Genomic DNA, 23,279 nt, shown 5'->3' with positions numbered 1-23,279 from the left:
CTTTAAGAAATTGTTTCTGATCGTAAGTAATGATACAAATTACTATTTACTGGCTTTTCAAATTGCATATTCATCGTTACTACAGGAAGGGTCTTCCCATTTTTATCTTTCATTTGTTCTTGAGCAACACTATTCGGATCTAGTTTCACTTCTCCCAAATAGTAAAAATCATTTCCTTCTCCATTATCTTTTTTCACAAAGAAATGAATTTCAGTATCGTTCTTTTGTGCATTAATTATTTTGTTAACTTCTTGTGACTCTAATGTTCGATTACTTCGTGTATACCATTTAAATAAATTTTGGTCGATGAATTCATCTCCATAAGCTACGCTTGACTCAACTTCATCATGTTTATGGTACGTTACAAATATTGGGCATGTTTGATGTTTTATTTTATATCCATACATTGTTGATGTTTCGTCTTGATTCCAATTTAATAATTTACACGCATCTTTTCTGGAGTATTTTTTAAACAACGTCAGTTTTTCTTGGCAATCATAGTCTATACTTTTCAATAAACCACTTTTGATTATGTCTTCTAATAGATGTAGAAAATAAGCATTGTTATTAATACTATCTTTAATATGCTGATTCAGTTGAATTCTTTGGTCTTTTTTAATAATTAATGGTTCAGAACCGTATTTCTTCCTATTCCCACTTGTGAAAAACGATAAATCAAGTACTCGATAGACTGATTCCAAGGTTGCATCATCATATCTACAGTTGTTATCGATTAAAACGGTCTTAAAGTCATCAACTAGAATGCTTCCACTTTGAATTAGCAGCTGTATTAATAACAATTCATGCTTTCTCTTACCGTTTAATATTTCTTGAGAGAACATTGTTAGCACTTGTTTTTGATAGTCGTTTATTTGAGGAATTTCTTGTTTAATCTTTTTTAGAAACGCATAATAATTATCGTGCTCCGACACAATGGCTACGGGATCTAATGACTCATTGATTACGAAGTCATATAAATATGGAATATGTCCAATTCGATTTTTCAATTTTTCAAAAGCATCTTTTAGCAATTTAAGTTGTGTTAACTTCGTGTTGTTAATTGATTTATAAATTTGATCCTTCGCAATACCTTCAAAAATAACTGTCGATATACCCTTAATATAGCTAGTGTCATTTAATTTCCGTCTAATATTATCTTTATTTTGTGATTGATCACCAGATAACGCTACTGGAATAAGGTAATTATTTTTGTAATTTCCTATAAAGTCTATAATGGTTACAAAATCTTTTGACTCATGTTTACGTAAACCTCTCCCAAGTTGTTGAATGAAAATGATGCTAGATTGTGTTTGTCTTAGCATTACTACTTGATTAACGCTTGGGATATCTATTCCCTCGTTAAATATATCGACAGTTAGAATATAATCTAGTTCTCCGTTCTCAAGTTGTTCTACACGTTTAATTCTTTCTTCTGGAGAATCGGCCCCGATCAATGCAATCGTTCGATATCCTTTTTCATTTAAGAGACGAGACAGTTCTCGAGCCTCTTCTATCCCACTACAGAACATCAAACCTTTAACGGATTCACCTGAATAACCGTAGTACTCAATCTTATCGATAATATGATTAACCCTTTCGTCTGTTACTAATTTAGAAAATAGTGCTGCGTCATCTATTGACTCTCCATTAATCTCAAGATCCGTTACACCAAAATAGTGAAAAGGACAAAGCATATCTTCTTCAAGTGCTTGTTGAAGGCGAATTTCATAAGCAACATTGAAATCAAATAATTCATAGATGTTAAATGAGTCTGTTCTTTCCGGGGTGGCAGTCATTCCCATTAGGAACTTTGGTTTGAAATAATTAATGACTTTACGATAAGAATCTGCACCTGCTTTATGAACCTCATCGATTAAGATGTAATCAAATTCATCCTCTTTAAATTGAGAGAGCATACTATCTTTTGATAATGATTGAATGGTTGCAAATAGATACTTTGCATTAGTGTCTTTAGTCGTACCTGACAAGATTCCGAACTCATCATCATATCCACCAAGTATTCTTTTGAAATCGGATTTGGCTTTTTGTAAAATCTGTTCTCTATGAACGACAAACAACATTTTCTGTGGTGCGTAATTTCTTACATCAAATGCGGAAAGGTACGTTTTACCGGTACCCGTCGCTGAAATAATTAATCCCTTGTCTTTTTCAGTTCGAAGACTCGCTATATTTAACAATGCTTCTGTTTGCATCTTGTTTGGAATTATCTTTAATGCATCTTCAAGATTATTAATTTGATATGCTTCAAAACCTTCAATGACTTTCTCCATCTTTCTCTTTTCAACTGTTTCCACATACACTTTCTCGTACTCTTCAATCCATTCAGGTGATAAATCCTGAGACTGACCCCACACATGTTCAAACTGATTTTTGAAATGATGAATAATTTCTCCATTCTCATGCGTAGTCAGCTTTACATTCCATTCATAATTCACCTTTAAAGCATGGGATGTCAGATTCGAACTTCCCACAATTAACGAATAATGGGTTGGATGTTGAAAGATATACCCTTTTGAATGAAAGCCTTTAATATCTGATAATCGTACTTGTACATTTTCAATTTTCAACAGCTCTTTAAATACTTTTGGTTGGTTAAATTGCAAAAAGGTCGATGTTAATATTCGTCCTTCAATGCCTTTCAAATTCAAGTCATGAAAATGTGCTTTCAATGTAGCAAGACCGCTTTCAGTAATAAAAGCTACTGAAAACAAAAAGGTTTCGCAATGCTCTAATTCATCTAGTAAAGTCGATAAAACATTCTCATTTTCAATGGTATTGTTCACTAATAATTGTGGTTTATAGGAACCAGGAGTAATAAAATTTTGATTAATAAAGCCTTTATGTAAAGACTCTTCTAAATTACGAAGAAATTCCCCCATCTACAGCACCTTCTTCACTTCGAATAATTTTTTTAGTTCTTCCACTGCCGGGATATCAGCTGGTGCCCAGTTTAGTTCGTCTAAGTGATTAATTGTTACCCATTTCAGTTCAGCATGCTCAGTGGCTTTTAAATCTCCTGCAGTTATTCTTGCTAGATATGAAGTTAGTTGAATTGTGAAAGTATCATACTCATAATATGTATCCTCTACTTTGTCACCAACTTTAATATGCACACCAAGCTCTTCTTGAATTTCCCTAACTAATGCGATTTCATGACTTTCTCCTTCTTCAATTTTCCCACCAGGAAACTCCCATAAGTTCGGAAGAGCCATTACTGAGGAGCGTAACGCACAAAGTATTTCATTTTGATCATTATTTATTACCGCCGCTACAACATTTATATGCTTTTTCATTTGATTAACCCCTAACAATATTGGAATTTATTTGCCATTAATATTTTGATATATTCAGTATACCGGAACCTGATCTATAGATCTCCATTTGATGGAAAATTCTCATAAAACTATAAAATGAAAGCAGTTGAATGACTATGATTAAGAAAATCTTCAATATGGATTTAGAACTCGCACACAATATCCTTTCAATCCAACGCCCCTCTTATCAAATCGAAGCTGACCTCATCGGATTCCAAGGGATTCCTGCTCTTTCTGAAACGGTCGATGACATCATGGACAGTAAAGAAACTTTCATCGGTTATTACGAAGATGATCAACTTCTCGGGGTTCTTTCTTATGAAGAAAATGAAGACTTCGTGGATATTTGCCGGTTGGTTGTGTCTCCCGCTTCTTTTCGTAAAGGGATTGGACGTCAATTGGTGAGTTACATAGTGGAAGAGATACGGGGTTCGCGTGACGTGATTGTCTCAACGGGCCTGAAGAATACTCCTGCAGTTACGCTTTATGAAAAGTTGGGTTTCCAGCAGGAGCGGACGATGGAAATTGCACCTGGAGTTCATATTGTGAATATGCGATACCATCACATTCAATAAACAGAATACGATCGGAATTGTCTTCGGTCATTTATTTTTACAGAACCCCTTCTCATTGCTCAAAACTATTAATAACTTTTGTAAATTATTGGACAATTTTAGTTATAATAGATTTACAACTAGTTATTTTTTCCATAATTTATTAGGAGGGGTAAAATTTGTCGCTTTTAAGAAAAATGGTTAATAAATTAATGGACCATGAAGATTTAAAAGGTCCTGTTATATTACAAGATAGACTTGAAGAATCTAACCTAATAAGAGAATTAGAGAAACTTCATAACTCTACAAATCCAGAATTAGATAAATTGCTTATCGATGATCATCTTAAGCTTGCCAAGATTGGACTATCTGGAGAAAAAAATGTCATGTTTGAACTGAAACATTCGTTTCTCCCCATGATTGTTCTACATGATGTTGAAATAAGTATCGAAGACTACCATGCACAATATGATTTCATTATCCTTACTCACCAATTTATTTTCGTTTTAGAAGTGAAGAAATTTATAGGAAACATCGTCGTTTCTGAAAGTGGCGATTTCTCACGTGTTGTTAAGAAAGGCACTCGGACAATTTTTAGAGAAGGTGTTTACAGCCCGTTAAGACAGGCTAAAAGGCAAAGAGATATTTTAAATAAGTTTTTGAGAGCACACAACCTTATTAATAAAACCGAAATTATTAGCGGTGTTACATTTGCTAATGAAAGAAATGAAATCGATTTAACTCGTGCTCCTAAGGAAGTAAAATCGATGATTTGTAAGATTGACGGTCTCGTTCCATTATTAGAAAAAGAACAAAAGAGATTAATAGATCGTAATGTTTTACCTGCAAATTTATTTAAGACGGCCAATTTCATTTTAAATAACCAAACTCGTAAGCCTTTTAGTCAGCAAAGATATTTAGTAAAAACAGAGCCTCAAAACACTGTGGTCGAGAAAATAGTGGTTAGTAACGATTTGCTCGAACAAAAGCTACGAGATTTTAGAAAAAAGCTTGCATCAGAAAAAGGCTATAAAGCATTTTATATATTTAGTGATGCCACATTAAATGAATTTCTTACAAAGCGACCTTCAAATACGGAAGAATTAATGAAGATAAAAGGAATGGGAAATCAGAAAGTAAATGAATTCGGCAATGAACTGTTAGCTTTAATTAATAACTAGCCCTTAGCCTTCAACCACTTACATAATTACGCTTAAAACGACCGAAATTATTCTTCGGTCGTTTTCTTTATTGAATATAGGTAGTAAAAGTTAGTTGCCAAAAGTAGCAGTTTTTCGTCTTAATTAAACCAGAGAACTATCATTTGAAGAGTTATTAGTAGAAGAAGTGTACGAAGATTCTTTTGATGAATTGCTATTATTTCGCGGTAAATGACCTCTTTAGTTGAATGGCTAAAGAGGTTTTTTGCTCTTTAAGAATTAGGCCAGAACAAAGACGCCGACGAGTTCGTCGAGTGGCAGTTGGTGGATGCCGTAAGGGTCTTCGTATCGCAGGTATTGGTTGTTGGCTTCTTTGATGATGCCGCGGTGGTAGTGGATTTTGCCACTCTTCCATGAAGTGAGGCGTGTTTCCATTCGACTGATTAATGCCCGCTCGATTTCTTCCTGCATCGTGTCGTAATCGAATGCGTCGAGTTCCGGTTTTTTAACGAGTTCGTGTTCTTCTTGCCATTCGCGAAGTTGCGCGACGTGCTCTGGTAGCATCATAGCTGTCCATTTGATTTTGCCGCGATCTTTGAGGTCGCCTTGCATTTTTAATCCGCGGTTGATTTTCATCAGATAACGTCCTCCCTTTCTTTTCGAATGACGGGGACGGCTGCTAAGACATTGTCAAAGTAAAATGTGCGCTTCGCTTGCTTCGTAAAACAGTACGCCTGAAACGTGTCATTGTAGGCTTTGATGACTTTCACACGACGTTTGGTGATGTTTCCATCCTTCGCTAAATAGACCATTTCCAAAATATCGTGCCGCTTCATAAATTTCACGATGTTGTCTTTCATTCAAGCCGCCTCCTTTTTTATTATTATATGCGAACGTTTGTTCTTTTATCAACAAAATTTAGTTGGTAATTAGAGGAGTTTTTACATAAAACGGTCCAATCATCTTAAAAAGTATGTGCCAGCGCAATAAAAATAACCCTTCAACTTAAGTCGAAGGGTCATCGTCATTTTTTATTCGCCTACATAAAACAGCTTGAATAATATTTCTCGTTGCGGCACTTGAAGACGTTCGAATTTCTCCAAAAATGCTTCTTTATCATAAATAGCTTGATGAATGCTGACGCTCGCATCCGAAGCCGTGAAGTCGATGACTGCGTAAGGAGCCGTGCCCCCTTTTGATACACCGAGTGCGCCTGGATTCACATAGGTTTTACCGTTGGCCTGGAAGAAATGCTCCGGATGGTTATGACCAAAGCAAATGATCTCGGCCGGGTAATCACCGAACATCGTTTCCATGTTTTCAAGCGTCGGTTCGAGAATCGTATAAAATGGTTCGTCCTGAATGTGAGCTTGTCTTTTGTCTTCAGCAATATGGTAGTGAATGCCAAGGATTCGCGTGCCGTTTACTTCTTTTTCAAGAACGCGGGGCAATTGATTGAGTTTGGCTACATACTCAGGAAGTAAACGATTCGCGATCCAATCATGGTGTTCGCGTGTATGTTTATAGCTTTCAGGATGCCCTTCCCCTGCAATGAGGGATAAAATGGCTTCGTCATGATTGCCGGTGATCATGTGCACATCTTGTCGTGCAAATAAAATCTCCAGCACTTCGTTCGAATCGGGTCCCATGGCAATCATGTCACCAAGACACCAGATTTCCTTAATATCTCCGCGTGCATCCAATTTCTCGAGAACAGCACGCAATGCGGGTTCGTTTCCATGAATGTCGGTAATGATTGCTAATTTCATATGTATCCGTCCTTTGTTTGTTCATCTTTACCTTTTAGTTTACCTCTTTTTCAGTCATTTCGTGGTTCCTGTGTTTATCCGCACAGGTGAAATACATTTTTCGTGTACAATGGAGGCAGTTAGGCGATGATGATAGAGAAGCTGATTTGCCATTTAAAGAAAGTGAGTGTGGAATATGAAGAAACAGATTCTTATGGTGGGGCTAGTGAGTGTCATGCTAGCAGCCTGTTCATCAAATGAAAAAACCGAACACAATGAACACAAAGTAGATAAAGCAACTCAAGAAAACCCTTCCTCTCCCTCTAAAGATTTTTATAAAGAAACAACGGACGTACAAGTCTCTCATATACATGGGCTTGGCTACCCGAGTTCTGGTGATGCATTAATGCTCGCTACTCACCGTGGGCCAGTTACGTATGAGAATGGGGTCTGGAAAGAAACCACCGGTGAAAAGCATGATTATATGGGCTTCCAAGCCGTGGCTGATGGCTTTGTTTCGAGTGGTCACCCAGAGCCTGGTTCCGATTATAAAAATCCGCTCGGCTTACTAAAAAGTACAAATGCAGGCGAAACGTTTGAGCAATATGCTTTTGAAGGTGAAATCGACTTTCACTATTTAGCTGCCGGTTACAATACGGATCGGATTTACGTTTTTAATGAAATGCCTACTAAAAAGTTAGGTAACGGTTTTTATTATTCGGATGATTTAGGCCAGGCCTGGACGGCTATGGAGATGGGTGGATTTGAAGCGAATATGATGTCCAATATCACCGCGCATCCAGATGAACCTGAAACAATTGCGATTGGGACGGACCGAGGTCTTTACGTATCTAAAGATGCCGGAAAAACGTTTTCCCTAGCCACTAAAGGGAAGATGATTACTTATGCCTTGTTAGGAAAACAACATGCATATGTAGCAGAATTAGTTGATGATCAAGTCCAATTAAATCAAATTAACCTATCTTCAAAAGAAGAAAAAACAATGGCCACGCCAAAGTTGAAGAAAGATAATGCGATTATTTATATCGCTGTTCATCCAACTGATGACAAAGAAATATCCATTGCTACGTTGCAAAATGATGTGTACCAATCAACGGATGGCGGAGCTACATGGACACAGATTTTAGCTGCGGGGACTGTTTCTAACTAATAGAATTTCACCGTTAAAACTCTTTCACTTACCACTAATTGACTGAATTACGTTTATTCTGGTGCCTGTAGGGAACGATATGTATAACTACTGGATGAAAGTGAGGAGAAAAAACGTGAAATCTACTTATGAAGAATGTCTTCAAGCCTGCAGAGAGTGCTTGGAAGCTTGTAACGTTTGTTTTGATTCCTGTCTGAAAGAAGACGATGTGAAAATGATGGTGGACTGTATTCGTCTCGACCGGGAATGCGCTGATGCTTGTGGTTATGCAATTCAGGCGATGACACGAAACAGCCCGTTTGTGAAAGAGATTTGCGAAATTTGTGCGACGATTTGTGAACGTTGTGCAGATGAGTGTGGCAAACACGACCATGACCATTGTAAGCGTTGCGCAGAAGCATGTCGCAAATGTGCAGAAGCATGCCGTAACATGGTTGCTTAAAAATGTGAGAAAGCCAAGCCGGACGAACTTCGACCTGCTTGGCTTTTTTACTGTTCAATTTTTCAGTTGATGTCTAACATCCAGAAAGACTTTCATGCTACGATTGCAACAGCTATATCTATATAGAAGAAATCCTGAATCTCTGTCATGTCGAATGGAGAAACACTCATCAGGAATACTATGCAAGGAGCTTACAATCCATGGAGTCTATATCAACTTATTTACATATGGTCCCCCTTCCCGTGGCTGTCTTATTGAGTATTTTCCTCAATGTATTGATCGCCATTTCAGGTGTACTCCCGAGTGCGTTCCTGACCGCAGCGAACGTTGCGATTTTTGGGTTTTGGGGAGGTTTTACAGTCTCATTGGTTGGGGAAATCGTAGGAAGTCTAATTGCTTTCGGATTGTATCGGAAAGGATTTAGAAACGTAATCACCGATAAGACCAAGCACGCCCCTCGCTTACAAAAGTTGCTTCATGCTTCACCTAGGGAGGCATTTTTGTTTGTCATCGGTCTGCGGATGATGCCCTTTGTACCGTCTGGGTTAGTCACTCTTTACGCAGCGGTGGGCACCATGAGTTTTGGGTCTTTTGCCATCGCCAGCAGTTTAGGGAAGTTGCCCGCACTCCTATTGGAAACTTCCACTACATACGCATTGGTAGAGTGGACGCAAGCTGGGCAATACCTTGTCTTCCTAGTGGCGATTGGTTTACTTTGGGGCGTATGGAAAAATTTTAAAAATTCTCAAAGGAAATTGTAAAAATTGCATATACTGAACGTAAATAATTCAAACTTTTAAGGATCTTGCTTTAAACAACGACATTAGCGTTTCCCCTGGGCTTGGTCTCTTGTTGGAAACATTGACTTATTATCTAAACGATAGAACCCATGACATTACCCCATGTACAGGACGTTGTATTGCGTATAATACAACATCCTCATTATGAAAGGTGGTGTTAGCTATGGGTTATGGAAACAACAACGGATCTTCTTTCGCTTTGCTTGTGGTTCTTTTCATTTTGTTGATTATTGTCGGAGCGGCTTTTCTCTACTAATTAAAATAATCACCAGGAAAAGAAAACCACTCCCGCAAGCACTCCGAGAGCGCTTTGAAGGCGCTCTTTTATCCTACTTGAAAAACCTTTCAACTTTTTTGGACAAGCCCTGGTTCTAAAGAAAATCCGTTTACGTAACCCATAGCTATGCGTTTCAATAAAGTTCACGAGGGAACATGATGAATAGAGGTGATTTGATGGGAACTTTTAAGAGTAATGGCATGATGTTAACTTATGACGAATACGGTTCTGGTGAACCTCTTGTGTTACTGCATGGATTGACCGGCAATCGTCATATGTTTGATGCGGAAATAAAAGTATTCAAGAAATACTTTCGGACAATCGTCCTGGATGCGCGGGGCCACGGGGAATCAGACAAACCGACTTCGTATACGTTAGATGATCACGTCGGCGATGTCCTACGCTTGCTTGAACATTTAGAGATTGAAGAAACATATTTGCTTGGCGTCTCCATGGGCAGTTATATTGCGCAAGGCGTAGCAATTGCTTCTCCGGAGCGTGTGAAGAAACTGATTTTAGTGGCAACGAAGTCGCAAGGAAAAACATCTTCAATGGAAGCGTTATTTGACAAACATGCAGACGAATTGGAAGGAATGGACTTTTCGGAGAAAGTAGTCAAAGTCTCTCCTTACATTTTTCATGACTTAAAGGCTGTCGGTAAGTGGAGTCATGATGCGGCCAAAAAAGGTTCACCTATGACGAGTAAAGAGATTGAAGCAGCGAATGATGCATTGGATGGTTTTGATTTCCGTGAAGATTTATACCGTGTCACAGCAGAAACATTGGTCATCAGTGGCGATCACGATGGTTTGAATCCACCAGAAGTAGGACGAGAAACCGCAAAATTAATTCCAAATGCCACGTTCGTAGAGTTCAATAAATCTGGACATGCCCCGAATGTGGAACAACCGCTGCTATTCTTGGATTTCGTTTTAGAGTTTTTAGAAATAAAATAAAACCCAGCTCGCTTTTTGCGAACTGGGTTTTGACTTTAGTTAGATAGCTTACGTTTTTTCCGAACAAGTTTAAACAAGTAGTATAACAAGATTACGCTTACTAAAATGACCCAGATCAACGTTTCATTTACTTTCTCTGAAACCAGACCTGCCGGAATTAGTGCCAGGATGAAAAAATAAATGAAATTCCCAATAGTTGTAGCAAGGATGAATGGCCAAAACCGAACCGTGCTCAAACCTGCCAATATATTAACCAAACTGGTTGGTACTAAAGGGAATATCCGCGCTTGAAATACATAGGCAAACCCATTCGCTTCGATTTGCTCAAGCAATTCTGGTTTGAATTTTTCAATCAGCCTTTCTTGAAACAAGTAGCGAACGGCATAAAAGACGAAAATGGCAGCAATCACACTTGAAACCCAGCTCCATAAAAAACCATCAATAAACCCAAATAGCGTGATGTTGATGGTAATCACCAGTAGTAATGGAAACACTGTAAATGAATTTTGAAGAATCATGATGACCAGCATAAACATATATGCATACAGCAAATTATCATCCAAAAAATCTTGAATAGCTTCTACGTCGCGATTGACGAGAAGCGTAATGATCTGACGATTTAACACTAAAAAAATGAGCAGCAACAACAAGCCACCCCAAACCAACCAATTCTTATGCGTGATTTTGTTGATGGCTTCTTTCATTCGTCACCCGCTCGTATCTTCCAATGGAATTGTTTTTTCGTGAAATTTTCTTCTATCATATCATGTTTCTTAAAATAAATAGGAATATTAAGTGTTCAATTCCAATCGATTCCATAAAATAAATTCCTAATTACGTCTCAATGGCTATCTCCAAAACGAAAAACAAATGCGTCCTGTGTTATGATGAAAAAAATTCTTCAGTAGAGGTGATATTTTGAAAGCGTATCAATTTCTCGTCACGCTTAAACATGTAAAACCGCAAGTGTGGCGCCGCTTTGTCGTACCGGCATCTCTCGATTTTTATGATTTGCATTCGGTCATTCAAACATCTGTGGGATGGACAAACAGTCATTTGTTTAACTTCTCAATAGAGGACTCCAAAAGCAATAAAACGATTCAATTGGTCGGTGATGAAGAGTCCGTTTCAGAGAATTTCGGCATGGCTCAACACTATATGAAGAACCCGCCAAAAGAAGGGTCTTATGAATTTAGCATGTATCAACGATTTATCCGTACTCAATTATTACTCGCAAGAGATGTGGACTTAAGTCAATATGTCACAGAGAATCCAGAGTTTCGCTACATCTATGACTTTGGAGACAGCTGGGATCACGAAGTAGTTCTGGAACATGTAGTGGATGATTATGCGTATGATTATCCGCAATTACTTGAAGGCAAAGGTACTTGCCCACCAGAAGATGTGGGAGGTCCGCCTGGTTATGACGAATTCAAGCGCGTCATGAAGAATACAGATGATCCTGAACATGATCAGATGAAAGCATGGGCAAAAGGTCAAGGGTATCAAAAATTCAACTTAAGGAAAGTAAATGCATTCCTGAAAGATGAGTGGGTTTAGCCAAAAAATAAAGTGAAGGAATGAAGAATTCTGTGAAAGAACCGTGCCTTTTTCCCGAGTCTGCGCCAAAGGTGAGCATATGCTAAAGCATCCTTCCTAAAAAGGTGGTGTTAAGCATGGGATACGAATGCTGCAATAATAATAGCGGTTCTACGTTCACGTTAATCGTTGTTCTCTTCATCTTACTAATTATTGTCGGTGCAAGTTTTCTATACTAATTTATAGAAATTAGCCCTCAAATCCGACTATGACGCACGCCCCTTTCTTCCCCAAGGCGTGCGGTATAAGTACAAAAAACCTGACTCCTTACTGGATGTCAGGTTTTCTTGATGTGTCTGTATTTTTGATTTGTCCTTGCCCATCCGAATGGACAGAAAGAATTCAACCGACGATTAAGCGACTGTTTCTTTCTCGTAAATCGGTACCCAGCCTTCTGTTGTAACAAAAATGCGCACTGCTACCACTTTACGGTCTTCCATCAGTGTAAAGTAGTGGCGAACGTTTTCAGGAACAGAGATTAAGTCACCTGGTTGCAGCTCGACATCAAAGAATTCCCCGTCAGTCGATTGAATGACGAAAATACCATGACCGCTGACAATGAAACGCACTTCATCGTCTTCGTGGTGATGTTCCTGTTGGAAGTTTTTCAACAGTTGTTCCAGGTTCGGCGTGGATTCAGAAAGTGAAATCACATCTGCTTGCTGATAATTGCGTCGCTCAGAAATGTCGGCAATTTCGATGCCGAATGCAGATAGAATCTGTTGTTTTTCTTCATCCGTTAAATTGAATTTTTCTCGAAGTTCAGTAGGAAGCTTCTCGATATCCCATTTTTCATAAATGACTTCATTGCTATTTAAGAAATCAATAACTGCTTGCTCTTCTTCAATGCGTTCGTTACTTGCGTGTTTACGAATGTATGCCATCGTTAAAAACTCCCCACTACATGTTTTATCGTTGCTAATTTCACTTGATACGAGAATAAAAATTCCCATGCTTCCAAATATTTTTTCGCTTCAAAAGCGTCTTTGCCCCATACAGTGATGCCGTGATTTTGAATCAGGATGGCTCCTGAGTCCCCGATTACATAACGATCAAATTGTTCAGCCAGTGTTGGGATATGTGCGACATTCGGAATGATCGGAATGCTGACCTTGGCGTCTTGTTCCCATGAACCGAGTGCTTTAATAATTTCATTTCCGGTGAAATCAATATGTGTATCATGTTTATACAGTTCCGTGATGACATTGTTGTCAATCGTGTGGACATGAAGGACACACCCCGCATTGGTTTTGTTATAAATCTTTGCGTGGAGCAACGTTTCGGCTGACGGCTTTGACGACGTCTCCTCCAATTTTTCACCGGCTGCATCCACCAGTAAAAAGTCATGATCCGTGAATTTTCGTTTGTCCTTACCAGATGCAGTAACGAGGAATGTAACCGGTTCATTCGAAACCTTAATGGATAAATTGCCGCTCGTGCCGTAGAACCAATCGCGGTCTGCGAGTTCCTTTTTTATGGCCGCAAGCTCGTTCCAACGGGAAAAGTAGTTGCTCATGTGTGTACCTCCAATTGCTTTAAAATGTGAATCACGTCTGTAAATGTTTCAAATGGCTCATAAGGAATGTCGAGTTCCTCACACTTTTCGATGAGGAAGTCCCGCGCGATCACTTTGTCTGCCAGTTTTGCCGCTTGTAAATCGGTAATGGAATCACCGATGACGATTTTGTAAGTGTTGTCGTCACTCAGTTTGCGAAGTATGGAAGGTTTACAGCAACCGCAACCATTCGAGCAATGTTCATCGCATGTATGAGGCCAATTAATCGTAATGGTTTCTCCAGAAAAATCTGCCTCGTTGCAGTAAATACGCTCGTCTTCTATATGGTCCTTCACGAGTGGCTTAACAAAGAAATCAATGCCTCCAGATACGATGAAGAGTGGAATTTGTTGTGCTTTCGTATAAGCGACAAAGTCCTCAAATCCTTCTCGAATTTGTGCTTGATTCAGTACGAACTGTGTAATTTCATCTTTTTGGTCGGTTGATAACAGATTGAAAAGTTGGGTTACGCCTTGCTGAATGGATATTTCCTGGCCGAGAATCTGGTCTTTTATCGGCTCCCATTCAGGTGGTGCGAACTTCTTCATGATGGCCATGATGTTATCTTTCGTGGTGATGGTGCCATCAAAATCACAAAATATGACGGGTTGTGTCATCGTACTTTGTCACCCCACAATTCCAGGGCTTGTTGCAGTTCAGTATTCGTTTGCGCTGCTTCAGATAAGGTCTTCCTGGAAAGCGTTGCATCAACGGCTTGTCTGAATGCCTTGCCTCCAGCGGCAGAACCTGCTGGATGACCGTGCACCCCGCCTCCTGCATTGATAACGGAATTAATTCCGAAGTCTTCAATCAATTGCGGAACCATGCCTGGATGAATACCCGCTGAAGGGACTGGCAAAGTAGTCTTTAACAAACCAGGCGCTTGAAGTGCATCGGCAATTTGAAGTGTTTCCCCTTTTTCCAAGGCTACGCTTCCATACGGCGAAGGGAACAACGAGAAATCTGCCCCCGCAAGTCGCAATAACTTACCTAGTGCAAGCTGGTTGGACAGACCGTACTTTCTGGATGGCGTGAATGCGCCAGAAACAGCGGGATGAGCCATAATGGTAATCGCAATTTCCGGATCTTCTGCTAAACTTTGAAGCGTGTCCAGTCCGTATGCATACACATTAAACAGCAACATATCAGCACCTAATTCCGTTGCGCGTCTTGCTTTGTCTCTTAAGTCAAATGTTCGCCCAGTCAAATTCACCGCGTAACGTGTTCGGTGACCTGTCTCTGAGAAAACATGCTCGAGCACTTCACGCCCTCTCACAATTCGCTGTTCAAAAGGCGTCAACACGTTCTCGAATAAAATCTCATCATCTTTGACAAAATCCACACCACCACGTGCTTGGTGTTCGAGCTGTGTCAGTAAAAAGTTTAAATCTTTTCCTAGAATGCCTTTAAAAATGCTCATGACAAATGGTCGTCCTTGCACACCGGTTAGTTGGCGAATCCCTTCTGTTCCGAACTTCGGCCCTGAAAAGTGTGCCGTTAATTCTGGACTAAATTCCAAATCGACTAACTTGATTTCTCCGTCCAGTGATAACTTGCCAAAAGCTGTTGTTAATATGGCTGGCAGGTCTGGGCTGTAATTGGCTGCCGGGTAAGCTATACGGATGATTCCTTTCATGCGGCTACCTGAACTACCGACATTTTCGATAGATACAACGCGCCCTTTATGCTTCTTCAATTGCTGTTGCTCCAGTTGTGGCAAGTCGGTCCAAGATCCCACGGTCAAGCCAAGTGCGATGCCCTCTGCTTTTTTTTCGAAATTATCATCTATGCTATGTACTAAATACGTCGCGATTACTTCAGTCAATTTGTTCACCTCTTCAGGAAAAATAAAAAACCTCTTCACAAATAAGAAGAGGTTAGTAGTTGAACTAACATCCTCTTATCTGTCAGCTACTGCTGCAAGAATTAGCACCGTGCTTACTCGTGTAAGTCGGTTGCCGGGTTTCATAGGGCTAGTCCCTCCACCTGCTCTTGATAAGAAAAATGTAGATATGATATTTTTTAAAATCTAAATTGGATTATGACAGGGTGTAAAATACTTGTCAACACAATTTTCTAATAAATTGAAATATACAGCTATTTCCCATTGTACAAAACTATGCTATGTTTGCTTTTAGAAAGACATGACATGTTTTAAGAAATAAATTTCAAGCCAACAGCCGCTCCCAACACCATTGCAATAAACAGTATGCGCAACCATGTCTTTGGCTCCCCGTACAAAATCATACCCAGAATCGCCCCTCCAGAAGCACCAATGCCTGTCCACACTGCGTAAGCCGTTCCCATCGGAAGAGTTTCCATAGCAAGTGCAAGGAACAGGAAACTTGCGGTGAAACTGATGAACAATCCCGATATGGATTTCCAATTACGATTTTTATGCACTTGACTGATCATCGCGACTCCTGTCATTTCAAATAATCCGGCAATGATTAAGAATATCCATGCCATTATGACGACACCTCTTCCTGTTCTTTCGTGACCAGCTTAAGCCCGACAACCCCTATTAAAAGAAGCGCTATCAAACCAATTTTCGGGAGATTAAATGACTCTCCGAAAAAGAGAATGTCTGCAATGACTGTACCAGCTGTACCTAGACCAACAAACACTGCGTACACAGTACCTACAGGTAATGTTTTCCCTGCCATGATCATTAAATAAAAACTGACCGCAATCGCAATTAACGTGCCAATCCATGCCCACACATCATCCGCATGCTTCAGTCCAATCACCCAAAACACTTCAAACACAGCAGCTATCAACACTTTCATCCATTCTTTATTCATGAAACCCAACTCCTTTTCCAATAAAAATAAGCCCGAGAGATGAACGTATAAACGTTATCTCCCAGGCTTTTATCCTTCCGTGTGGCTCTGCCATTTGGCAAAGTGTTTTCTCTCGGACCAGGCCAAACCGGTTGTTTGCGGAACCCTAGAAAACTTGTTCGCCATCTTGAAAATGGCGCTTTATGAAATTATTTTGTGCAAGGTTAGAATAAACCATCCTGAACAATGAGTCAAACAACGAGCTCGTATTGAAACAACTGGTTGAACATATTGGAAATAAATGTAACACTTAAATTAGCTTTATTCCGCTTACAGAAAGGAGAATCCCTTTGAAATCCCTCACAAATAAAGTGATTATATTGGTCATGTCCATCGTCATTTTCATTATTTATTATCAGTTACTTGGATTTTTTGCAGGGAACCTTCTTCCGATTTCTCCACTTGGAACAATGATTGGCTTAATCACTCTTTTTCTTCTCATCCCCATTTCATATTTATCAGCTCACGTAGTGGTGAAAGTCATTAAAGACATGTAAAAAACACGCCTAATTATGAAGGCGTGTTGAAGATTTTTGTATTTAAAATGTCTCGAAAAGCTTGAAGTAAAGAGTCGAAGCGGATATCATTGATTTCTTCTTTTGAGACCCAGACATATTCCGAATGCTCATCATTCAATCGGAAATTGGCTAGTTGCGCTTCTGTCACATCAGCAATATATGTATAAATCAGCCGGTAAATGGGTTCGCTGGCTGAGTGTCCCTCGAAAGTCCGGATATGGATTTCTGTAAGACTAGGTACTGCCATACTCGTTTCTTCCTGCACTTCACGGAGTGCCGCTTCTAGAGGAATTTCATGAAATTTCACCTTACCTGCTGGAACATTCCAGACCCCAGGCGCAACGCTTGCCAGTTCTGAACGCTTTGTAAGTAGGATTTTATTTTGATTTTTTAAGATGATTTCAACTGATACGCGGTAATTTGGATGATTAGTCATGGGCACTTTCTCCGATTCTATAGATTGCCGAGCTCAGCAAATTGATTTCCTGTAAAAAATTTACTAGTAAATCGCTCGATTGGCAAGAACCGGAGTGAAACCAGACAATTAAGTTTGCAACAAAACAATTACCTAGCCTTGATAGGAATGCCCTGACGTTTCGGAACTGGATACGCAGCGATCGCTCCTGCAACTCCGCTGAAAGCTAGAAGTGAAAGAACGGCTATCGGGAATGCTTTCTTCTTCAGATTGGTTTGTGTCATATGATACCTCCTTGGTTATGAACTTTCACATTTAGTGTAATTGATGTATATGTAGAAAATATGAATATCATGTTAAGAGATTCTCAGGAAATGCTCATTTCATCTATCCCCTTACATCGTCAGCCTCCCATGTTAGCTTTACCTCATTTCGTGGTAAACTACTACTAGCATTTACCTTGTGAAACGAGGTTTTACTTATGATTCGAACATTTGGCGTAACAGCTGATAGTCAATTGGAAATGGACTTTCCACTAGAAGATTTACATAAAAAATCATTTGATTGGTATTGGATCGATTTTGATAAACCTTCTGCTAGTGAATGGGCGTTGCTTGATTCGTTCTTTCATTTCCATCCACTGGCGATTGAAGATTGCCTCCATCGGTTGCAGCGACCGAAAGTCGATTATTACGATGGCTATCATTTCTTCGTCGTCCATACCATGAACGAAGAGACACTTGAAGCAGAAGAACTGGATTTATTCGTTGGGAAAAATTTTGTTGTGACGTTCCACCATACTGCCGTTCAGGAATTAGATTTGGTTCGCGAAAAACTGCAACGAGATGCTTCCTTTTGGGAACGTGGTGCGATTTACGCGACGTATCAAATTCTCGACAAAGTGGTCGATTCCTACTTCCCGCTCGTTTACAAAATTGAGGATCATCTGAACGAAATTGAAGATCAGATGACGTTTGATATGAAGCATTTTTCGATGGATACCGTTTTTGAAATGCGTAGTGACTTACTATGGTTGCGCCGAACGATATTGCCAATGCGCGATTTAATGTATCGTGTATTAAACTCAAGTCGCTTCAATCTTCAACAGCATGAACAGGCTTATTTTGCAGATATATCCGACCATCTCGTGAAGCTGACTGAAATTGTGGAATCCAATCGCGAACTTACGGCAGATATTCGCGACAGCTACATGGCGATGAACTCAAACCGGATGAACCGCATTATGATGATCTTGACGATTGTCTCATCCATTTTCATCCCTTTAACATTTATCGCCGGACTATACGGGATGAACTTTGAATATATGCCCGAACTCACAATGAAATACGGATACTTCTTCGCACTTGGAGCCATGACCTTGATTGGTGTATCCATGTTTGCCTGGTTTAAATACAAAGGCTGGCTGAATTTATTTAAATCATAATAAAAACCATCTCCTGTGAAAATAAGGAGATGGTTTTTTTGCAGGAATCCAAACAGGATTTCACCATTGTCGTATAGAAAACAGAATAGAAATATTAACATGTTTAGGAGGCTAATAAAGTGAACGAAAAATTAATAAGAGTAGGAACTACTTATTTACCTGTCACCAATGTTGAGCTATCTGCCGAATGGTACGTTAACAAACTAGGTGCAGAATTGAACTATAAAGACAACGATAAAGCTATTCTTAATTTAGCCAGCCAAAGTATATTCCTTGTTAAGTCCAGAGAAAATCAAAACTCAAATTTCTATGATTTTTATGGAAATGAACAATTCTCTATAACCTTTGAAGTGAACGGATTAGATGCATTAGAAAGTATACACAAGGATTTCATTGAAAAAGAAATAAAAAGTGGGGATATTGAAAACAGAGGACACGCAGGAAAGAACTTTGTTTTTTATGATATTGACGGAAATAAATTTGACGTTTGGAGTGAATTGAGTCCCATTTTTAAAGAAAAATTTATTCTGGGGTAGTGGCTTAACACCATTACTTTTTTATTTTTCCGCAACAAAAAAGGAGCTTTAGGCTCCTTATGTTTGCTTAATTATTCTTCGCCCTCTTCTTCAGGGTTTTTGTTTTCCTCATCTACATCGTCCATCTCTTCGCCATCGTCAACACCGTTATCTTGGTCTACTCCATCACCACAACCTGCTAAACCACCAAGAACGATTCCGCCTACTAAACCACTTGCTAATAATGTCTTTTTCCAATCTGCCATGTCTGTTTCCTCCTCAAGTTTTGTTAAATTTTGTTTGCTACTGTTCTAATTCAAATTTACCCCACTAAAAAAGAAATAAACCTCACCCGAAAATATTAATCTGTATATTTAATCTTCAAGGAATAGGAAAAAAGTGCTTAAGTGAATACTGGCAGGTCATTAAACAGCAAAAAGCTCAGTAGAATCTACTGAGCTTTTTATCCCTTACCATCTGTCAGAAAGGGTTCATACATCGTGATCGCATGGTTTTCGGTAATGAACCCTTTTTTAATTAGTGATATTTTCAGCAAGCCAATACTTACGATATGATGGGAATAAAATGAGCTGAGGAGGATGCAACGCATGCAGGCATGCAAAGAGATATTGGCTATATGGAGTAAATTTGATGACAAGCCGATGGATACGTTAATGAAAGTGTGGTGGGCAAAACAAGTCGGTGGTGGTTCACAACGCCCGGTTTCTCTAATTAAGCAACATTTTGAACAATATGGCGTTGCTGGGAACTGTGTAGACTTGTCGTTATGGTTAATAGAAGAATTTCGCACTGCAGGAATTGAGGCCTACGGAATTACGGATGATATCAATGCCGAACGCTCACACATTGCTGTAATTGCAATAGATAGTAAAGGACATCGCTATTTGTGTGATCTTGGAGATCAGTGGATTCAGCCAATCGCTATTGATGCAGAATTGATTAACCATCAAGGTTCGGTCTAAGGATTTTTCCCAGCTGCTAAAGTGAAGTTACAAACAGAAGGTTATGAGACCAAGATTTCATATCATAGGCCGAACGGAAAAGTCTCGAATGCCAAATATGATACAACACCTCTAGATGATGAATTGTTGTGGGCTCTTTCCGAACGAGTGCAACACGTATTCAGAAAAACACCGCTCGTCGAAATCAGAATCTCGTTGGACGGCGAGACAGCCCACTGGGAATTTGATAACTGGAAAAGTTTTTTGAGTACTTCACAGAAATTACATGCGGAAGATTCCGATTTAAATATGGATGAATGGATTCATCGAATTAACTCACGAACAGGCATGAAAGAAGATTTTTTAAGGGATGCTTTGAGGTATTACAAAGAAATGGCGGGAGATCATTGAAATCTTACTTATATGGAACCATTAATCTCAGCAAGTCAACTTGCCTCTGAGACCTATTTGAGCGATAAATGTGTCTGTATGAACGATAAATTCGTTTTTTGAGCGATAAATGGTCCAATTTGAGCGATAAATAGTGAGTTTTGAGCGTTAAATTTTTCACAAACTTTCACGCCACCCTATTCAACAAAAAAAGCTCACTCTCAATTTGAGAGCGAGCTTCCATTCATTAAAATTCTATGGTTTCAGGTGGTTTTCCGCTTTTGTTCATAAGACGGATGGATTCTGGTTTCACAACTAATATCAATAAGTTTGGATCTTCTGGACCTTCGAACCAATTTTTCATATGGTCATTCCAAATTTTTTCTTTCAGGCTTTCGTCTGTGCTTTCACTTACTTTTCCTTCAATCTCCAGAAATGCATCTCCAAAACCTTCTCCGTCGTAGCCAATCAAAATATGCGTATACGGATTTGCTTCAATTTCTTCGACTTTATGTGTATTTTTATTCGTCGGGGTATAGAGCGTAAATTCTTCATTGAAGAAAGTCATATACCTAGAATGTGGTTTATTGTTTTTCACCGTTGCCATTGTGCCGGTGCGGCTTTCTTTTAAAATGTCTAATGCTTGTTGTTTACTCACTCTTAATCAGCTCCTTTCTGAAAGTATTCCTTCCAGTTCCGCCAATTAAACATGATAATGTGCTGTTACTCAGCTAAATATTGGTATAGTTTATCATCATTAGCATTTGCTGTTCCTCTGCCATCTCGATTGTTAGAGACGAAGTACAAATCTTCGCCATTCGAATACACATCTCTTATTCGACCAAAGCCCGTAATCGTGTCTTCTAATTCACCCGACTCGGGATTGATAACAAGAATGCCTTCCCCACGTAAAGCTGCTACATACAATTTCCCTTTATGAAACGTCATGCCTGAAGGTGCCCAGGTGACATTTGCTCCCGAATGAAGCAAAGGTGTGATATATCCTTCTCGTTCTTCACTGCCTTCAATTAATGGCCATCCGTAGTTGCTGCCTGGTTCAATTTTATTTATTTCATCTTTGGCAGATTGTCCATGTTCGGAAGCAAATAATACACCATCTTCAGACCAGGCGAGTCCTTGTGGATTACGATGTCCGAGACTCACGGTTTCCCATTGATTGTTTGCATTCAAACGGAGGATTTTTCCGTTTTTCGAATTCGGATCTTGTGCTAGTTGTGGATTGGCCGCATCTCCAATCGTTGCGTATAACAGCTGATCCGGACCGATTTCAAGACGACCTCCATGATGGACATTGCCAGTTGAGATTTCATCTAAATGGATTGCTACTTCTTTCCAGACGTTTCCTTCCAATTTCAATGTCACGATTCGATTGAATGGACCATTACCCGCATCATAATTGTAGTAGGCAAATGCTGTTTTCGTTTCTTCGAATGTCGGTTTTAGGACAAACCCTAGCAAACCCGCTTCTGAAACGGTCGCTAATGGCGTTGAAAACTCCACTTTTTGATGTTCGACTGTTCCGTCAGCTTCTATATAAGCAATCGTCCCAACACGTTCTGATACGTAAAATTCGTCCCCTACTTGATTGATTGACCAGGGAATTTCAAGATTTGTGGCAACTTCTTTAATCGACTCCGGCTCTGCAGATTGACTGCGCTCAAGAATTCCACACCCACTCAACAGAAGAAGGCTTAAGGTGAAGATTACTAATCTCTTCATATAAGATCACCTCTTCTATTCTTTCTTTTTATTATACAGAAAATTCCGTCTAATAATCTATAGATTCGTTACCACTATTTGAATAATCAAAGCGATCGTGACAATACGCAATAAAGGTTTCACATATTCTTTTTTCAATTTACGGGCTAGATGCACACCGATTTGCGCACCGCTTACTGAACCTATCAATAACGCAATGGTGACTGCCCACATGATTTTGCCGGTAGCAATATATGTGATGGACGCGCCGAAACAACTCGAAAAAATCGCGATGCGGGCAAGCCCAACTGCCCGAATATAAGAAATGCCAAGATGTGAAAGGATGTACATCATTAACGTGCCGGACCCCGGTCCAAAAACCCCGTCATATAATCCAATGCCAAACAGACCAACCCCACTTTTCTTGTTTACGACCAGTGGACGATTTCCTTCAAAATCACTCGACCCCATAAAGGAAGTGAGTAACGCAAAGCTTAATAATACGATAGCGATGATGGTCAACGTACTCTCTGTGAGAAAGGACGCAATTAAACCTCCTGCTATTCCACCACCCAGACAAAGTGGAACGATAATGAGAGCTTCTCTTACGGTAACTTCTTTGTATTTATAAATGACGATAAAACTGGATAATGAACTGACTGTATTGGAGACCTTATTTGCCCCAATGGCAGAGTGAACCGGTATCCCCATTAACAGCATAGCCGGTAAACTGATTAAGCCACCACCTCCAGCCAATATGCCCAGCACATTCGCGATTAATCCTATTAAAAATAACCAAGTATAATCCATGAGCTTCCCCTTTTTCTAGTTAGTATGTTTATGTGAGTGGGACGAGGGTATTTCATATAGTATCGA

Annotated in this window: 32 protein-coding genes and 2 riboswitches; of the genes, 14 read left to right on the top strand and 18 right to left on the bottom strand. The window is 39.5% G+C overall.

The genetic code is table 11. From position 1 onward, the window contains the following. Window positions 1–2 precede the first annotated feature (2 nt). Together M9R32_RS10460 and mutT are read right to left on the bottom strand one after the other, a co-directional pair. Window positions 3–2,900, bottom strand: coding sequence for a DEAD/DEAH box helicase (locus M9R32_RS10460; protein WP_269926693.1), 2,898 nt, complete (start codon window positions 2,898–2,900; stop codon window positions 3–5). Beyond that, the gene (mutT, locus tag M9R32_RS10455) at window positions 2,901–3,314 is read right to left on the bottom strand and encodes an 8-oxo-dGTP diphosphatase MutT (protein ID WP_269926692.1); all 414 of its coding nucleotides are present in this window, start codon (window positions 3,312–3,314) and stop codon (window positions 2,901–2,903) included. Between the two features lie 137 nt (window positions 3,315–3,451). On the opposite strand from mutT, the gene M9R32_RS10450 reads away from it, so the two are divergent. Both M9R32_RS10450 and M9R32_RS10445 read left to right on the top strand, forming a co-directional pair. Next, window positions 3,452–3,910 (top strand): GNAT family N-acetyltransferase, encoded by a 459-nt coding sequence (locus tag M9R32_RS10450; protein WP_269926691.1) that lies wholly within the window; start codon window positions 3,452–3,454, stop codon window positions 3,908–3,910. A gap of 158 nt (window positions 3,911–4,068) precedes the next feature. Continuing rightward, the gene (locus M9R32_RS10445; protein ID WP_269926690.1) at window positions 4,069–5,070 is read left to right on the top strand and encodes an HRDC domain-containing protein; all 1,002 of its coding nucleotides are present in this window, start codon (window positions 4,069–4,071) and stop codon (window positions 5,068–5,070) included. A gap of 258 nt (window positions 5,071–5,328) precedes the next feature. Here M9R32_RS10445 and M9R32_RS10440 read toward each other — a convergent pair whose 3' ends face one another. From M9R32_RS10440 to M9R32_RS10430, 3 genes are all read right to left on the bottom strand, one after another. Continuing rightward, window positions 5,329–5,685, bottom strand: a complete 357-nt coding sequence (locus M9R32_RS10440) for a YolD-like family protein (protein WP_269926689.1) — start codon at window positions 5,683–5,685, stop codon at window positions 5,329–5,331. After that, window positions 5,685–5,909: a transcriptional regulator gene (locus M9R32_RS10435; RefSeq protein ID WP_269926688.1), complete on the bottom strand. Its 225-nt coding sequence runs from the start codon at window positions 5,907–5,909 to the stop codon at window positions 5,685–5,687. The genes M9R32_RS10440 and M9R32_RS10435 overlap by 1 nt, the downstream gene beginning before the upstream one ends. Window positions 5,910–6,080: 171 nt before the next feature. Next, complete coding sequence (locus M9R32_RS10430) at window positions 6,081–6,818, bottom strand: metallophosphoesterase family protein (protein WP_269926687.1); 738 nt, start codon at window positions 6,816–6,818, stop codon at window positions 6,081–6,083. Between the two features lie 175 nt (window positions 6,819–6,993). Between M9R32_RS10430 and M9R32_RS10425 the strand changes: the two genes are divergently transcribed. From M9R32_RS10425 to M9R32_RS10405, 5 genes are all read left to right on the top strand, one after another. Beyond that, entirely contained in the window at window positions 6,994–7,968 is a 975-nt protein-coding gene (locus M9R32_RS10425) for a F510_1955 family glycosylhydrolase (protein ID WP_269926686.1), read from the top strand. Window positions 7,969–8,083: 115 nt separating this feature from the next. Further along, window positions 8,084–8,410 carry a four-helix bundle copper-binding protein gene (locus tag M9R32_RS10420; protein WP_269926685.1) on the top strand — a complete coding sequence of 109 codons (327 nt, stop codon included), beginning with the start codon at window positions 8,084–8,086 and terminating at the stop codon, window positions 8,408–8,410. A gap of 200 nt (window positions 8,411–8,610) precedes the next feature. After that, entirely contained in the window at window positions 8,611–9,171 is a 561-nt protein-coding gene (locus tag M9R32_RS10415; RefSeq protein WP_269926684.1) for a TVP38/TMEM64 family protein, read from the top strand. 202 nt (window positions 9,172–9,373) lie between these two features. Continuing rightward, window positions 9,374–9,466 carry a YjcZ family sporulation protein gene (locus M9R32_RS10410; protein WP_269926683.1) on the top strand — a complete coding sequence of 31 codons (93 nt, stop codon included), beginning with the start codon at window positions 9,374–9,376 and terminating at the stop codon, window positions 9,464–9,466. A 179-nt stretch (window positions 9,467–9,645) separates the two neighbouring features. After that, window positions 9,646–10,443, top strand: a complete 798-nt coding sequence (locus M9R32_RS10405; protein WP_269926682.1) for an alpha/beta fold hydrolase — start codon at window positions 9,646–9,648, stop codon at window positions 10,441–10,443. A 35-nt stretch (window positions 10,444–10,478) separates the two neighbouring features. On the opposite strand, the gene M9R32_RS10400 is transcribed toward M9R32_RS10405, so the two are convergent. Next, window positions 10,479–11,147 carry a TVP38/TMEM64 family protein gene (locus tag M9R32_RS10400; RefSeq protein ID WP_269926681.1) on the bottom strand — a complete coding sequence of 223 codons (669 nt, stop codon included), beginning with the start codon at window positions 11,145–11,147 and terminating at the stop codon, window positions 10,479–10,481. 214 nt (window positions 11,148–11,361) lie between these two features. On the opposite strand from M9R32_RS10400, the gene M9R32_RS10395 reads away from it, so the two are divergent. Further along, window positions 11,362–12,003, top strand: a complete 642-nt coding sequence (locus M9R32_RS10395) for a plasmid pRiA4b ORF-3 family protein (protein WP_269926680.1) — start codon at window positions 11,362–11,364, stop codon at window positions 12,001–12,003. Between the two features lie 116 nt (window positions 12,004–12,119). Continuing rightward, the gene (locus M9R32_RS10390; RefSeq protein WP_269926679.1) at window positions 12,120–12,221 is read left to right on the top strand and encodes a YjcZ family sporulation protein; all 102 of its coding nucleotides are present in this window, start codon (window positions 12,120–12,122) and stop codon (window positions 12,219–12,221) included. Between the two features lie 174 nt (window positions 12,222–12,395). Here the strand turns inward: M9R32_RS10390 and M9R32_RS10385 are convergent, their stop codons facing one another. From M9R32_RS10385 to M9R32_RS10360, 6 genes are all read right to left on the bottom strand, one after another. Then, window positions 12,396–12,926, bottom strand: coding sequence for a cupin domain-containing protein (locus M9R32_RS10385; protein WP_269926678.1), 531 nt, complete (start codon window positions 12,924–12,926; stop codon window positions 12,396–12,398). 2 nt (window positions 12,927–12,928) lie between these two features. Further along, complete coding sequence (locus M9R32_RS10380; protein WP_269926677.1) at window positions 12,929–13,558, bottom strand: methylthioribulose 1-phosphate dehydratase; 630 nt, start codon at window positions 13,556–13,558, stop codon at window positions 12,929–12,931. Continuing rightward, complete coding sequence (locus tag M9R32_RS10375) at window positions 13,555–14,214, bottom strand: 2-hydroxy-3-keto-5-methylthiopentenyl-1-phosphate phosphatase (protein ID WP_269926676.1); 660 nt, start codon at window positions 14,212–14,214, stop codon at window positions 13,555–13,557. The genes M9R32_RS10380 and M9R32_RS10375 overlap by 4 nt, the downstream gene beginning before the upstream one ends. After that, a complete protein-coding gene (locus M9R32_RS10370; RefSeq protein ID WP_269926675.1) occupies window positions 14,211–15,422 on the bottom strand; it encodes a 2,3-diketo-5-methylthiopentyl-1-phosphate enolase in 1,212 nt (403 codons plus the stop codon). Before M9R32_RS10370 ends, M9R32_RS10375 begins: the two co-directional genes overlap by 4 nt. A gap of 72 nt (window positions 15,423–15,494) precedes the next feature. Further along, a riboswitch (SAM riboswitch) is annotated at window positions 15,495–15,599 on the bottom strand. 152 nt (window positions 15,600–15,751) lie between these two features. Continuing rightward, window positions 15,752–16,066 carry a DMT family transporter gene (locus tag M9R32_RS10365; RefSeq protein ID WP_269926674.1) on the bottom strand — a complete coding sequence of 105 codons (315 nt, stop codon included), beginning with the start codon at window positions 16,064–16,066 and terminating at the stop codon, window positions 15,752–15,754. Continuing rightward, a complete protein-coding gene (locus M9R32_RS10360) occupies window positions 16,066–16,401 on the bottom strand; it encodes a DMT family transporter (RefSeq protein ID WP_269926673.1) in 336 nt (111 codons plus the stop codon). Before M9R32_RS10360 ends, M9R32_RS10365 begins: the two co-directional genes overlap by 1 nt. Window positions 16,402–16,457: 56 nt before the next feature. Then, a riboswitch (guanidine-I (ykkC/yxkD leader) is annotated at window positions 16,458–16,561 on the bottom strand. Between the two features lie 169 nt (window positions 16,562–16,730). Here M9R32_RS10360 and M9R32_RS10355 point away from each other — a divergent pair. Next, on the top strand, window positions 16,731–16,937 hold the full coding sequence (locus M9R32_RS10355; RefSeq protein WP_269926672.1) for a hypothetical protein: 207 nt from the start codon (window positions 16,731–16,733) through the stop codon (window positions 16,935–16,937). A gap of 13 nt (window positions 16,938–16,950) precedes the next feature. Here the strand turns inward: M9R32_RS10355 and M9R32_RS10350 are convergent, their stop codons facing one another. Next, window positions 16,951–17,394 (bottom strand): NUDIX hydrolase, encoded by a 444-nt coding sequence (locus M9R32_RS10350; RefSeq protein WP_269926671.1) that lies wholly within the window; start codon window positions 17,392–17,394, stop codon window positions 16,951–16,953. 128 nt (window positions 17,395–17,522) lie between these two features. After that, window positions 17,523–17,657: a hypothetical protein gene (locus M9R32_RS10345; RefSeq protein WP_269926670.1), complete on the bottom strand. Its 135-nt coding sequence runs from the start codon at window positions 17,655–17,657 to the stop codon at window positions 17,523–17,525. Window positions 17,658–17,854: 197 nt separating this feature from the next. On the opposite strand from M9R32_RS10345, the gene corA reads away from it, so the two are divergent. Beyond that, window positions 17,855–18,817 (top strand): magnesium/cobalt transporter CorA, encoded by a 963-nt coding sequence (corA, locus tag M9R32_RS10340; protein WP_269926669.1) that lies wholly within the window; start codon window positions 17,855–17,857, stop codon window positions 18,815–18,817. 119 nt (window positions 18,818–18,936) lie between these two features. Then, a complete protein-coding gene (locus tag M9R32_RS10335) occupies window positions 18,937–19,353 on the top strand; it encodes a VOC family protein (protein ID WP_269926668.1) in 417 nt (138 codons plus the stop codon). 71 nt (window positions 19,354–19,424) lie between these two features. On the opposite strand, the gene M9R32_RS10330 is transcribed toward M9R32_RS10335, so the two are convergent. Continuing rightward, the gene (locus M9R32_RS10330; protein WP_269926667.1) at window positions 19,425–19,598 is read right to left on the bottom strand and encodes a hypothetical protein; all 174 of its coding nucleotides are present in this window, start codon (window positions 19,596–19,598) and stop codon (window positions 19,425–19,427) included. A 333-nt stretch (window positions 19,599–19,931) separates the two neighbouring features. Between M9R32_RS10330 and M9R32_RS10325 the strand changes: the two genes are divergently transcribed. After that, entirely contained in the window at window positions 19,932–20,315 is a 384-nt protein-coding gene (locus M9R32_RS10325) for a hypothetical protein (protein ID WP_269926666.1), read from the top strand. A 21-nt stretch (window positions 20,316–20,336) separates the two neighbouring features. Further along, window positions 20,337–20,705 carry a hypothetical protein gene (locus tag M9R32_RS10320; protein ID WP_269926665.1) on the top strand — a complete coding sequence of 123 codons (369 nt, stop codon included), beginning with the start codon at window positions 20,337–20,339 and terminating at the stop codon, window positions 20,703–20,705. Between the two features lie 226 nt (window positions 20,706–20,931). On the opposite strand, the gene M9R32_RS10315 is transcribed toward M9R32_RS10320, so the two are convergent. The 3 genes from M9R32_RS10315 to M9R32_RS10305 form a co-directional block, all read right to left on the bottom strand. Beyond that, window positions 20,932–21,342, bottom strand: a complete 411-nt coding sequence (locus M9R32_RS10315; protein WP_269926664.1) for a pyridoxamine 5'-phosphate oxidase family protein — start codon at window positions 21,340–21,342, stop codon at window positions 20,932–20,934. A gap of 65 nt (window positions 21,343–21,407) precedes the next feature. Further along, on the bottom strand, window positions 21,408–22,424 hold the full coding sequence (locus M9R32_RS10310) for a PQQ-dependent sugar dehydrogenase (RefSeq protein ID WP_269926663.1): 1,017 nt from the start codon (window positions 22,422–22,424) through the stop codon (window positions 21,408–21,410). Window positions 22,425–22,481: 57 nt separating this feature from the next. Next, window positions 22,482–23,213, bottom strand: a complete 732-nt coding sequence (locus tag M9R32_RS10305) for a sulfite exporter TauE/SafE family protein (protein ID WP_269926662.1) — start codon at window positions 23,211–23,213, stop codon at window positions 22,482–22,484. Window positions 23,214–23,279 lie beyond the last annotated feature (66 nt).

Source organism: Paenisporosarcina quisquiliarum, assembly GCF_027563315.1.
Taxonomy (GTDB): Bacteria; Bacillota; Bacilli; order Bacillales_A; family Planococcaceae; genus Paenisporosarcina; species Paenisporosarcina quisquiliarum.
This window is presented reverse-complemented; position numbering and strand designations above follow the sequence as displayed.

What these genes read in the sequence shown, in the direction of transcription:
- M9R32_RS10460 (WP_269926693.1), bottom strand. Translation starts at nt 2,900, where the DNA reads ATGGGGGAATTTCTTCGTAATTTAGAAGAGTCTTTACATAAAGGCTTT.
- mutT (WP_269926692.1), bottom strand. Translation starts at nt 3,314, where the DNA reads ATGAAAAAGCATATAAATGTTGTAGCGGCGGTAATAAATAATGATCAA.
- M9R32_RS10450 (WP_269926691.1), top strand. Translation starts at nt 3,452, where the DNA reads ATGATTAAGAAAATCTTCAATATGGATTTAGAACTCGCACACAATATC.
- M9R32_RS10440 (WP_269926689.1), bottom strand. Translation starts at nt 5,685, where the DNA reads ATGAAAATCAACCGCGGATTAAAAATGCAAGGCGACCTCAAAGATCGC.
- M9R32_RS10435 (WP_269926688.1), bottom strand. Translation starts at nt 5,909, where the DNA reads ATGAAAGACAACATCGTGAAATTTATGAAGCGGCACGATATTTTGGAA.
- M9R32_RS10430 (WP_269926687.1), bottom strand. Translation starts at nt 6,818, where the DNA reads ATGAAATTAGCAATCATTACCGACATTCATGGAAACGAACCCGCATTG.
- M9R32_RS10425 (WP_269926686.1), top strand. Translation starts at nt 6,994, where the DNA reads ATGAAGAAACAGATTCTTATGGTGGGGCTAGTGAGTGTCATGCTAGCA.
- M9R32_RS10415 (WP_269926684.1), top strand. Translation starts at nt 8,611, where the DNA reads ATGGAGTCTATATCAACTTATTTACATATGGTCCCCCTTCCCGTGGCT.
- M9R32_RS10410 (WP_269926683.1), top strand. Translation starts at nt 9,374, where the DNA reads ATGGGTTATGGAAACAACAACGGATCTTCTTTCGCTTTGCTTGTGGTT.
- M9R32_RS10405 (WP_269926682.1), top strand. Translation starts at nt 9,646, where the DNA reads ATGAATAGAGGTGATTTGATGGGAACTTTTAAGAGTAATGGCATGATG.
- M9R32_RS10400 (WP_269926681.1), bottom strand. Translation starts at nt 11,147, where the DNA reads ATGAAAGAAGCCATCAACAAAATCACGCATAAGAATTGGTTGGTTTGG.
- M9R32_RS10390 (WP_269926679.1), top strand. Translation starts at nt 12,120, where the DNA reads ATGGGATACGAATGCTGCAATAATAATAGCGGTTCTACGTTCACGTTA.
- M9R32_RS10385 (WP_269926678.1), bottom strand. Translation starts at nt 12,926, where the DNA reads ATGGCATACATTCGTAAACACGCAAGTAACGAACGCATTGAAGAAGAG.
- M9R32_RS10380 (WP_269926677.1), bottom strand. Translation starts at nt 13,558, where the DNA reads ATGAGCAACTACTTTTCCCGTTGGAACGAGCTTGCGGCCATAAAAAAG.
- M9R32_RS10375 (WP_269926676.1), bottom strand. Translation starts at nt 14,214, where the DNA reads ATGACACAACCCGTCATATTTTGTGATTTTGATGGCACCATCACCACG.
- M9R32_RS10365 (WP_269926674.1), bottom strand. Translation starts at nt 16,066, where the DNA reads ATGGCATGGATATTCTTAATCATTGCCGGATTATTTGAAATGACAGGA.
- M9R32_RS10360 (WP_269926673.1), bottom strand. Translation starts at nt 16,401, where the DNA reads ATGAATAAAGAATGGATGAAAGTGTTGATAGCTGCTGTGTTTGAAGTG.
- M9R32_RS10350 (WP_269926671.1), bottom strand. Translation starts at nt 17,394, where the DNA reads ATGACTAATCATCCAAATTACCGCGTATCAGTTGAAATCATCTTAAAA.
- M9R32_RS10345 (WP_269926670.1), bottom strand. Translation starts at nt 17,657, where the DNA reads ATGACACAAACCAATCTGAAGAAGAAAGCATTCCCGATAGCCGTTCTT.
- corA (WP_269926669.1), top strand. Translation starts at nt 17,855, where the DNA reads ATGATTCGAACATTTGGCGTAACAGCTGATAGTCAATTGGAAATGGAC.
- M9R32_RS10330 (WP_269926667.1), bottom strand. Translation starts at nt 19,598, where the DNA reads ATGGCAGATTGGAAAAAGACATTATTAGCAAGTGGTTTAGTAGGCGGA.
- M9R32_RS10325 (WP_269926666.1), top strand. Translation starts at nt 19,932, where the DNA reads ATGCAACGCATGCAGGCATGCAAAGAGATATTGGCTATATGGAGTAAA.
- M9R32_RS10310 (WP_269926663.1), bottom strand. Translation starts at nt 22,424, where the DNA reads ATGAAGAGATTAGTAATCTTCACCTTAAGCCTTCTTCTGTTGAGTGGG.
- M9R32_RS10305 (WP_269926662.1), bottom strand. Translation starts at nt 23,213, where the DNA reads ATGGATTATACTTGGTTATTTTTAATAGGATTAATCGCGAATGTGCTG.